Below are 11,160 nucleotides of genomic sequence, written 5' to 3' on the forward strand. Positions count from 1 at the left end.
GGGGTGGCTAACGAGATTCGAACTCGCGACCACCGGAATCACAATCCAGGGCTCTACCAACTGAGCTATAGCCACCATTATGTTTTGCCAATATTTTATCCGGATGGCGCGCCCGAAAGGATTCGAACCTTCGACCTTTGGCTCCGGAGGCCAACGCTCTATCCAGCTGAGCTACGGGCGCATGCCCTATCGGCGGATGGGAATAATACGTATATCACACTATGTCGTAAAGTACTTTTTCAACTTTTTTTCTCGTTTGTTGTCTTTTTCAGCACTTTGAAGCAATAAATAGTGGCTTTACGATGTGATTCACCCCGTGAAGCTGAAAAGTTGTGGTTTATTGCAACAAGTTAACAGGATATAATCACCCAATGTTTACATTGATTTAACAGTCGTTAAGTCAGCAAGCAGAATAAATCGTATAAATGAATAGCAAGCACCGACTTGCTACCTTGTTGGATAGTAAAGTGAGTTTAATGGATATGTCTCGTCGAATCTTAACAGTGTTGTTCGCTGCACTAACTTTTTCTACTGCCTCTTTCGCAGCGGATGTGAGCCAAGAAGAATATGACGCTATCGCAGAGCGTATTAAACCAGTGGGTGATGTTTACTTAGCAGGTAGTGAGCCTGTGGTTGCTGAACCTACCGGTCCACGTGATGGCGCTACCGTTTACAACACCTTCTGTACTGCGTGTCACTCCATTGGCGTTAGTGGCGCACCTAAAACGGGTGACGCTGCCGATTGGGGACCTCGTATTGCTCAAGGTAAAGACGTTCTTAAAGACCATGCAATTAATGGCTTCAACGCGATGCCAGCAAAAGGCTCTTGTATGGACTGTTCTGATCAAGAAATCGTTGATGCTATCGAGCATATGATTGCCGGACTATAGTGTCACGAACTCAATGATCGACAAGGGGGCTGATTCAGCCCCCTTGTTTATTTTTACTTCTTATTAAACATTGCCCGAATATTAGCAATGTGTGCCTGACCTTTTTGCATTCGTTCTTCTGCAGACACCGCTTTTTTTGCTTGTTCCCATTCGACATCATCAAACGGCAATTCATCTAAGAATCGACTATGTTCTGGCTTAATCAGTTCGCCATACTGTCTTCGCTCTTTACATATAGTAAAGGTGAGTTCTTTTTGGGCACGAGTAATGCCTACATACATTAGTCGCCTTTCTTCTTCTACGTTATCTTCATCTATGCTGGTTTGATGTGGCAGAATGCCTTCCTCAGAACCAATAAGATAAACATAAGGGAACTCAAGACCTTTCGAGGCATGCAGTGTCATTAGCTGAACAGCATCACTGTCGTCCTCATCTTCTCCGCGCTCCATCATATCTCGAAGCGTGAGCCGTTGAACGACCTCTTTTAATGACTTCTCTTCCTTATCATAATTATCGCCTTCTAAATCTGCGACAATCCATGAGTAAAGATCAGAAACGTTCTTCATGCGCATTTCTGCGGCTTTAGCACTGGAAGAGGTCTCATAGAGCCAATCTTCATAGTTGATGTCGCGAACTAATGAACGCACAGCTTCAACTGTATTACCGCGCTCTGCGTTATCAGCTATGGTCACAACCCACTGCGTGAATCGTCGTAAGTTCTCTAAGCCACGCCCAGATAAGTGCTGCTCCAAACCCAACTCAAAGCTAGCTTCGAACAAACTTTTTCCACGCATATTGGCGTAGCTACCCAGTTTTTCCAACGTAGCAGGACCAATCTCACGACGAGGCGTATTAACGATACGTAAGAAAGCATTATCGTCATCAGGATTTACCAAAACTCGCAGGTACGCCATGATGTCTTTGATTTCAGCACGACCGAAAAATGAAGTACCGCCGGAAATTTTGTAAGGCACGCGGTTTTGCATCAAGACTTTTTCGATAAGTCGTGACTGGTGGTTGCCTCTATATAAGATGGCGTAATCACGATATTCAGTTCGATTCACGAATCGATGCGCAATTAATTCACCCGTCACGCGCTCCGCTTCATGATCTTCATTTTTGGCTTTGAGTACTTTGAGCTTTTCACCGTCAGAGATCTCTGAGAATAACGATTTCTCAAACACGTGCGGGTTGTTAGCAATCAAGATGTTGGCCGCACGCAAGATACGACTGGTTGAACGATAGTTCTGCTCAAGCATCACGACTTTGAGGCTTGGAAAGTCTTTGTTCAGGAGAATCAGGTTTTGAGGCTTTGCGCCGCGCCACGAGTAGATAGATTGATCATCGTCCCCTACGACAGTGAAACGCGCACGCTCTCCCACTAGCAACTTAACCAATTCGTATTGGCTAGTGTTGGTATCTTGGTACTCATCGACCAACAGGTACTGAATTCGCTTTTGCCAACGAGTACGAACTTCTTCATTGGTTTTTAGCAGAATAACGGGCAGAGCAATTAAGTCATCAAAGTCGAGCGCGTTATACGCTTTCATTTGTACTTGATACATTTCATAGCAGTGCGCAAATAGCTGCTCTTGCTCTGAACGAGCTGAGCCTTTTACCTGCTCTGGAGTCAGCATGTCGTTCTTCCAGTTAGAAATAGCGCCAAGCAATGAACGCAGCAGGTCTTTATCGCCATCGAGTTGTTGTTCGGTCAACTCTTTGAGTAGCGCCATTTGGTCCTGATCATCAAACAGGGAGAAACCAGCTTTGAGCCCAAGCGCCTTATACTCGCGACGTATAATATTGAGTCCCATGGTATGAAAGGTGGAAACCATAAGACCTTTGGATTCATTTTTACCTAAGGTTTGTCCTACACGCTCTTTCATTTCACGTGCAGCTTTGTTGGTAAACGTTACGGCAGCAATATTTCTCGCTTTATAACCACAGCTTTGTACTAGATACGCTATCTTATTAGTTATCACGCGGGTTTTGCCCGACCCAGCACCGGCAAGAACCAGACATGGACCAGAGACGTATTTTACCGCCATATCTTGCTGCGGATTTAGCTTCATTGGTGTGCTCACTACTCACGAATTGTAACGCGCACATAATAGACTGCTAATGCTGACAATGCCACGCTCCGTAGGATTTTTTAACTTTTATAGAATAGTGATTAAAAATAAGTTGCGTAAATATACCTCAATTGTTTTATAATGAATGAACGTTCATTCACTATCTATCGGATGGCTATGACGACTATGAATACCAGTGATAAACGACTACAAATCCTCGAAGCGGCACAAAAAATGGTGGCGGAAAAAGGGATTCAAGGCGTATCAATGCAGAAACTGGCCAATGAGGCCGGCGTTGCAGCTGGCACGATATATCGATATTTCGATGACAAAGACCATCTGTTAGAAGAATTGAGGCTTTACGTGGTATCACGCATGGCCAAAGCCGTTCAAGCAGGTGTAGGAGCCGACCAACCATTGAAAGAGCAGTATCGTAAGATGTGGCTCAATATCTGGCACGTCGCAGCTTCAAACATCGATTCGTTGAAAACTCGTGCTCAATATGACTCTATTCCTTCGAAAAATTGTTATACAACTAGGGAACAAGAACGAAAAATGTTTGCCCAAGTTGACAACCTATTCACAGAAGGAAAGAAACAAGGGGTTTTTAAAAACCTCGATAATGAAATCCTATCTGGACTAAGCTTAGAAGCAAGTGTATCGCTTGCACGTAAGCATGCTCTGGGTCTATATCAACTGGATGACGATGCGCTAGATGCAGCTATCGAAGCCAGTTGGGATGCAATAATAAAACACTAATGTGGAGTTCTCGTTAGAATGAAAAAGTGGACATTTTTCATGCTACTTATCGCCGTTCTGCTATTTGGCAGCGTGATAGGTTTCAATCTGTTTAAGCAACAGAAAATCGCTGAATATTTAGCAAACCGCCCGGAGCCTGAGTTTCCAGTCACCGTAACAACCGTGAAACCTGTTGATTGGGTACCGGTTATCGAAGCTATTGGTTTTGTGGAACCAAACCAAGGTGTGACGTTAACTTCTGAAACCAGTGGCGTTATCAGCAATATCTCATTCGCGTCAGGCTCTCAAGTAGAAAAAGGTCAACTCCTTGTTTCTCTTGATTCTGATGTAGAGAAAGCCAACCTTAAAAGCTCAGAAGCTCGCCTTCCTGCAGCAAAAGCAAAGTACAAGCGCTACCAAGGTCTTTATAAGAAAGGTTCAATTTCAAAAGAATCTTATGATGAAGCGGAGGCTAGTTACTTCTCTCTATCTGCTGATATTGAAAGCTTGAAAGCTCAAATTGACCGTCGTGAAATCAAAGCGCCATTTGGTGGTGTTGTTGGTATTCGTAACGTGTTCTTGGGTCAATACCTTCAACCAAGCGATCATATTGTACGCTTAGAAGATACTAGCCTAATGAAACTGCGCTTTACGGTTCCACAAACTGACTTCTCTCGTATTTCTATTGGTCAAGATGTAGACATCTTCGTTGATGCGTATCCAAACCAAGCGTTTAAGGGCTCTATCAGTGCGATTGAACCTGCGGTAAGTATCCAAAGTGGTTTGATTCAAGTTCAAGCGGACATTCCAAACAACGACGGTAAGCTGCGTAGCGGTATGTTTGCACGTGCAAATATCATCCTACCTAAACTTGAAAACCAAGTAACCCTTCCACAAACGGCGATTACATTCACCCTATACGGTGACAATGTTTATGTCGTTGAAGATGTTGATGGTGTGAAACGCGTTAAACAGCAAGTAGTTAAAGTGGGTGAACGCACAGGCGATATCGCTCATATTCTAGAAGGCGTGAAAGCAGATGATGTCATCGTTACATCTGGTCAAGTTCGCCTAAGTAACGACGTCAAGGTCAAAGTGGTAGAAAGCGATGCGACAGTACCACCGGCTGAGACACCGATGCTGTAATTGGAGGCAAAATGCGTTTTACTGATGTTTTCATAAAACGTCCTGTTCTTGCGGTATCGATCAGCTTTTTGATAGCCCTGCTTGGTCTGCAAGCTGTGTTCAAAATGCAGGTACGTGAATACCCAGAAATGACGAATACCGTGGTTACCGTAACCACGAGTTATTACGGCGCGAGTGCTGACCTAATCCAGGGCTTTATTACCCAGCCATTGGAGCAGGCCGTTGCTCAAGCCGATAATATCGACTATATGACGTCACAGTCAGTCCTTGGTCAGTCGACCATCACTGTGAACATGAAGCTAAATACCGACCCTAATGCGGCGCTTTCAGACATATTGGCTAAAACCAACTCTGTTCGTTCTCAGCTTCCTAAAGAAGCAGAAGACCCAACGGTGACTATGTCTACTGGCTCAACAACGGCGGTACTTTATATCGGCTTTACCAGTGACGAGCTAGCTTCGAGCCAGATTACCGACTATTTAGAGCGTGTAATTAACCCGCAGCTGTTCACCGTAAACGGTGTATCTAAGGTCGACATGTATGGTGGCATGAAATACGCGCTTCGCGTATGGCTAGATCCACTAAAAATGGCCGCGCTTAAAATGACAGCCTCTGACATCATGAATGTCCTCAATGCCAACAACTACCAGTCAGCAACTGGTCAGGCTACGGGTGAGTTCGTGCTGTACAACGGCAGTGCCGATACTCAGGTCTCAAACACTGAAGAGCTGAAACACCTTGTAGTGAGCTCTAAAGATGGACAAGTGATTCGCTTAGGTGATATCGCTAAAGTAACGTTAGAGAAGAGCCATGACGTTTACCGTGCAAGTGCTAATGGTCAAGAAGCCGTAGTAGCTGCGATCAATGCGGCCCCTAGTGCTAACCCGATCAACATTGCTGCAGATGTACTTCAGCTTCTTCCACAACTTGAGAAGAACCTGCCTAGCAACATCAAAATGAACGTGATGTATGACTCTACGGTTGCGATCAACGAATCGATTCAAGAGGTTATCAAGACCATTCTTGAAGCAGCACTTATCGTACTTGTGGTTATAACTCTGTTCTTAGGCTCTTTCCGTGCAGTACTGATCCCTATCGTGACAATTCCACTATCGTTGATCGGTGTGGCAATGGTAATGCAGGCGATTGGTTTCTCTTGGAACCTAATGACACTACTGGCTATGGTACTGGCTATCGGTCTGGTAGTAGATGATGCGATCGTTGTTCTTGAGAACGTTGACCGTCATATCAAGCTTGGTGAATCCCCATTCCGCGCTGCCATTATTGGTACACGTGAAATTGCGGTACCAGTTATTGCGATGACGCTGACGCTTGGTGCCGTATATGCGCCAATCGCGTTAATGGGTGGTATCACGGGTTCGTTATTTAAGGAGTTCGCATTAACGTTGGCGGGGTCGGTATTTGTATCAGGCATTATCGCATTAACGCTATCACCGATGATGTGTTCGAAGCTGCTTAAAGCCAACGAGACACCAAACCGCTTTGAACAAAAAGTACATCACGTACTAGACGGCATGACATCACGTTATGAAAAAATGCTTGGCGCGGTAATGCAGCGCCGTCCTGTGATCATTGCGTTTGCCGTCATCGTGTTTGCTTCTCTACCTATGCTGTTTAAGTTCATTCCAAGTGAACTGGCTCCATCGGAAGATAAAGGCGTGGTGATGTTAATGGGTACAGGACCGTCTAACGCAAACTTAGACTACCTGCAAAACACCATGAACGACGTAAACAAAATCCTAACTGATCAGCCAGAAGTGGCGTTCGCTCAGGTGTTCACTGGTGTGCCTAACTCAAACCAAGCATTTGGTATTGCTTCTATGGTTCCTTGGAGCCAGCGTGAAGCGAGCCAAGCAGAAGTTGCTAACCGAGTAGGTGGGCTTGTGGCTGATGTACCTGGTATGGCTGTAACAGCATTCCAGATGCCAGAGCTACCAGGCGCAGGTTCAGGTCTTCCGATTCAGTTTGTTATTACCACACCTAACAGCTTCGAAAGCTTGTTTACGATTGCGACTGATATCTGGACTGACGTACAAAAGAATGCTCAGTTTGTTTATTCAACACTGGATCTGAACTACGATTCAGCGACGATGAAAATCAATATCGACAAAGATATGGCGGGCGCTTATGGCGTAACCATGCAAGATATTGGTATCACGCTGAGTGCGATGATGGCAGATGGTTACGTTAACCGTATCGACCTCAATGGTCGTTCTTATGAGGTTATCCCTCAGGTTGAGCGTAAATATCGTCTAAACCCAGAATCGATGAACATGTACTTTGTTCGTTCTGATGATGGCCAAGCTATCCCACTAGGCAGCTTAATCTCTATTGATGTTGTGGCAGAGCCTCGCTCTCTACCTCACTTCAACCAGCTAAACTCAGCCACTGTTGGTGCTGTTCCAGCTCCAGGTGTAGCAATGGGTGATGCGATTGCTTGGTTTGAATCAACAGCAGAGAACAAGCTACCAAGTGGCTACAACCATGATTATATGGGTGAAGCTCGTCAATACGTAACTGAAGGAAGCGCGCTTTACGCAACGTTTGGTCTAGCTCTGGCGATTATCTTCTTGGTACTGGCTATCCAGTTCGAGTCCATCAAAGACCCATTCGTTATCATGGTATCGGTACCACTGGCGATATGTGGTGCTCTGATTGCTCTGGCATGGGGTGCAGCCACCATGAACATCTACTCACAGGTGGGTCTAATTACCTTGGTCGGCCTTATCACCAAGCACGGTATCCTTATCTGTGAAGTAGCGAAAGAAGAGCAGCTGAATCACAAGAAGAGCCGAATGGAAGCAGTTATGGAAGCGGCGAAAGTTCGTCTTCGCCCTATCTTGATGACGACCGCGGCGATGATTGCAGGTCTAATCCCACTGATGTACGCCACAGGTGCAGGTGCAGCTCAGCGCTTTAGCATCGGTATCGTAATCGTAGCGGGTCTTGCTATTGGTACTCTGTTTACTCTGTTTGTTCTTCCGGTAATTTATACTTACCTAGCAGAGAAGCACAAACCTCTACCAGTCTTTGTTGAAGACAAAGACCTAGAGAAGATAGCTCGAGTTGACGCAGCTTCAGCAGCTTGTCGAGAAAATCGCTCTTAAGGTGAAGACTAATTAGAAAAAGGCCACAATGTGGCCTTTTTTATTAGCTCAAATAACGACTTTCTTTATCGGATTACATAGAATAAGAAGTATCACTTAAGGAGTTACCAGACATGTTTGATCCAAAGAAACTTGAACAGATTGCTAAGCAAATTCACGACTCAATGCCTCAACCAGTGAAAGAACTTGGTGCGGATGTTGATCAGAAAGTACGCCAAGTCATTCAAGGCCAATTGAATAAGCTTGACGTCGTTAGCCGTGAAGAGTTTGATGTGCAAACTCAAGTGCTACTGCGCACTCGTCAAAAGCTGACAGAGATGGAACAAAAACTAGCAGATCTAGAGCAAAAGCTAGCGGATAAGTAATCGCTTTTTTTGCGGTATTCGCAAATTGCCAAATTGCATAGACAAAAAAAGGGGGCTTACCAATTGGTAGCCCCCTTTGCTATGTTGTGTTTACTTTATTATCTGATTTTTATTTGGTCGGCTTAGCCACCTACAGCGATACGCTTCATGTCTGTCATGTAGCCACGTAGCTCTTCACCGATGTACTCTACAGGGTGATTGCGGATAACATCGTTTACTTCGATTAGTTTGCCGTTATCAACTTGATTAGATGTCTCACCTAGACCTTTACCGATTACGTCAGTACCTACTGATGGCATGAACTTCTCGCGAAGCAGTGGTGTTGCTACGTTAGCGAATAGGTAGTTACCGTACTCAGCTGTATCTGAGATTACTACGTTCATTTCGTATAGACGCTTACGTGCAATCGTGTTTGCAATTAGTGGTAGCTCATGTAGAGACTCGTAGTATGCAGACTCATCAATGATGCCAGATGCCGTCATTGCTTCAAACGCTAGCTCAACACCTGCGCGAACCATAGCCACCATTAGGATACCGTTGTCGAAGTACTCTTGCTCTGAGATTTCTACATCAGACGCAGGGTAGTTTTCGAATGCTGTTTCAGCTGTCTCTGCACGCCAGCCTAATAGGTTTACGTCATCATTTGCCCAGTCAGCCATCATAGTGCTTGAGAACTCACCTTGGATGATGTCATCCATGTGCTTGTTGTAAAGCGGACGCATTAGGTCTTTTAGCTCTTCAGACAAGTCAAACGCTTTCACTTTCGCAGGGTTAGATAGACGGTCCATCATGTGCGTGATGCCACCGAATTTCAGTGCTTCAGTGATAGTTTCCCAACCGAACTGAAGTAGTTTACCTGCGTAGCTTGGGTCGATACCGTCAGCAATCATTTTCTCGTAACATACGATTGAACCTGCTTGTAGCATGCCACAAAGAATAGTTTGCTCACCCATTAGGTCAGATTTAACTTCAGCAACGAATGAAGACTCTAGAACACCAGCACGGTGGCCGCCTGTTGCTGCTGCCCATGCTTTAGCGATTTCAAGACCATCGCCTTGAGGATCGTTCTCTGGGTGAACAGCGATAAGAGTCGGAACACCAAAGCCACGCTTGTACTCTTCACGAACCTCAGTACCTGGACACTTAGGTGCAACCATTACAACCGTTAGGTCTTTACGGATTTGCATACCTTCTTCAACGATGTTGAAGCCGTGAGAGTAACCTAGAGATGCGCCTTCTTTCATTAGCGGCATTACCGTTTCTACCACGTTAGTGTGCTGTTTGTCTGGAGTTAGGTTAACAACTAGGTCAGCTTGAGGGATTAGGTCTTCGTAGCTACCAACAACGAATCCGTTATCTTTTGCGTTTTTGAACGATTGACGCTGCTCATCGATTGCTGCCTGACGAAGTGCGTACGACACGTCTAGGCCAGAATCACGCATGTTCAAGCCTTGGTTTAGGCCTTGAGCACCACAACCAACAATGACTACTTTCTTACCTTTTAGATAATCCGCTTCTGAAGCAAATTCAGAACGATCCATAAAACGACAACGACCTAGTTGGTCCAATTGCTCACGCAAGTTAAGAGTATTGAAATAGTTAGCCATAGTGGGGCTCTCCTGTTGAATTCTGTCCGTAGTGTCGATGGTTATCATCGAATGAGTTCATACTAATGCAGAGTCGAAATTGCTTAAAGTGATATATTCACAATTTGTCATTGCAAATAATGCAACAACAGATATCTTTAGTACTATGAATATTAAAAGTCTCCAAGCTTTTATCCATTTATGTGAGAGTAAAAGCTTCAATAAAACCGCAACGGCAATGCATATCAGTGCGTCAGCCCTCAGTAGACAGATCCAAAAGCTTGAACAAGATACTCATCAAAACTTGTTCTTGCGCGATAACCGCTCTGTCGAACTCACGCCAGCAGGAAAAAAACTGCTCCCTGTTGCTGTAAATATCGTTAGTGAATGGCAACAGTTCCAATCAGAAAGCCAACATGGCGAGAATGAGCTGAGAGGTAAGCTTCGACTGTTTTGCTCCGTTACCGCGAGCTACAGCCACCTTCCAGAGTTACTTGCCGAGTTTAGATTGCTTTACCCTTATATCGAGTTCGAACTCTCTACTGGCGATCCTGCACAAGCTATAGATAAAGTCCTCAGCGATGAAACCGATATAGCCATCTCAGCATTACCAGAACTGTTACCTGCTCGATTAGAGTTTGAGCCGATCAGTGACATACCACTCTCTGTAATAGCCCCTGTTGGTGTTAGTAGTTTTGGCTTGGAATTAGCCGAAGGGCTGCCTGATTGGAACAAGATCCCATTCATTGTCCCCGAAGCAGGAACAGCACGAGAGCGAGCAAATGCGTGGTTTAAAAAAATGCGCATTAAACCCAATATATACGCTCAAGTATCAGGACATGAGGCAATTGTAAGTATGGTTGCACTGGGATGTGGCGTTGGAATTGCTCCGGAAGTAGTTATCGTAAACAGCCCAGTTCGAGATAAAATTCAACGCTTAAAACTAGAGCCTATTAAACCATTCAAACTTGGCGTGGTATGTAAACGCTCTAATCTAGAGAATCAATTGCTCTCAGCTTTCTGGAAAGTGGCTGAAAAAGTGTATATCCAGCCTTAGCATGAATAATCATCAAAAACGAAAAAGGCTCTGACCTAAATCAGAGCCTTCAAATATGGCAGGGTTGGAGAGATTTGACCGGGCTGGCGACCCAACTCCCGACACATCGCTTTGAAAAAGCGAAAACAAAAAAGGCTCCGACCTAAGTCAGAGCCTTTGAATATGGCAGGGGTGGAGA

Annotated in this window: 8 protein-coding genes and 2 tRNA genes; 6 read left to right on the plus strand and 4 right to left on the minus strand. The window is 44.9% G+C overall.

The annotated features are described in order from the left end of the window. Positions 1 to 2 precede the first annotated feature (2 nt). Together MMA19_RS26360 and MMA19_RS26365 are read right to left on the minus strand one after the other, a co-directional pair. A tRNA-His gene (locus MMA19_RS26360) sits at positions 3 to 75 on the minus strand. Positions 76 to 104: 29 nt separating this feature from the next. After that, positions 105 to 181, minus strand: a tRNA-Arg gene (locus MMA19_RS26365). A 295-nt stretch (positions 182 to 476) separates the two neighbouring features. Between MMA19_RS26365 and MMA19_RS26370 the strand changes: the two genes are divergently transcribed. Further along, complete coding sequence (locus MMA19_RS26370) at positions 477 to 890, plus strand: cytochrome c5 family protein (protein WP_031493886.1); 414 nt, start codon at positions 477 to 479, stop codon at positions 888 to 890. Positions 891 to 943: 53 nt separating this feature from the next. Here the strand turns inward: MMA19_RS26370 and rep are convergent, their stop codons facing one another. Continuing rightward, positions 944 to 2,962: a DNA helicase Rep gene (gene rep / locus MMA19_RS26375; protein WP_240207774.1), complete on the minus strand. Its 2,019-nt coding sequence runs from the start codon at positions 2,960 to 2,962 to the stop codon at positions 944 to 946. Positions 2,963 to 3,139: 177 nt separating this feature from the next. Between rep and MMA19_RS26380 the strand changes: the two genes are divergently transcribed. The 4 genes from MMA19_RS26380 to MMA19_RS26395 all read left to right on the plus strand — a co-directional run bounded on the left by MMA19_RS26380 (position 3,140) and on the right by MMA19_RS26395 (position 8,339). Next, positions 3,140 to 3,721 (plus strand): TetR/AcrR family transcriptional regulator, encoded by a 582-nt coding sequence (locus MMA19_RS26380; protein WP_198558546.1) that lies wholly within the window; start codon positions 3,140 to 3,142, stop codon positions 3,719 to 3,721. A gap of 18 nt (positions 3,722 to 3,739) precedes the next feature. After that, on the plus strand, positions 3,740 to 4,846 hold the full coding sequence (locus MMA19_RS26385) for an efflux RND transporter periplasmic adaptor subunit (protein ID WP_006075383.1): 1,107 nt from the start codon (positions 3,740 to 3,742) through the stop codon (positions 4,844 to 4,846). Positions 4,847 to 4,857: 11 nt separating this feature from the next. Next, the gene (locus MMA19_RS26390; RefSeq protein WP_031493888.1) at positions 4,858 to 7,974 is read left to right on the plus strand and encodes a multidrug efflux RND transporter permease subunit; all 3,117 of its coding nucleotides are present in this window, start codon (positions 4,858 to 4,860) and stop codon (positions 7,972 to 7,974) included. Positions 7,975 to 8,087: 113 nt separating this feature from the next. Then, on the plus strand, positions 8,088 to 8,339 hold the full coding sequence (locus MMA19_RS26395; protein ID WP_006075379.1) for an accessory factor UbiK family protein: 252 nt from the start codon (positions 8,088 to 8,090) through the stop codon (positions 8,337 to 8,339). A gap of 122 nt (positions 8,340 to 8,461) precedes the next feature. Here MMA19_RS26395 and ilvC read toward each other — a convergent pair whose 3' ends face one another. Beyond that, positions 8,462 to 9,946, minus strand: coding sequence for a ketol-acid reductoisomerase (gene ilvC, locus MMA19_RS26400; protein WP_006075378.1), 1,485 nt, complete (start codon positions 9,944 to 9,946; stop codon positions 8,462 to 8,464). 145 nt (positions 9,947 to 10,091) lie between these two features. Between ilvC and ilvY the strand changes: the two genes are divergently transcribed. Next, the gene (gene ilvY / locus MMA19_RS26405; protein WP_124940473.1) at positions 10,092 to 10,982 is read left to right on the plus strand and encodes an HTH-type transcriptional activator IlvY; all 891 of its coding nucleotides are present in this window, start codon (positions 10,092 to 10,094) and stop codon (positions 10,980 to 10,982) included. Positions 10,983 to 11,160 lie beyond the last annotated feature (178 nt).

This window comes from Vibrio sp. CyArs1 (assembly GCF_022432925.1).
GTDB classification, from domain to species: Bacteria; Pseudomonadota; Gammaproteobacteria; order Enterobacterales; family Vibrionaceae; genus Vibrio; species Vibrio mediterranei.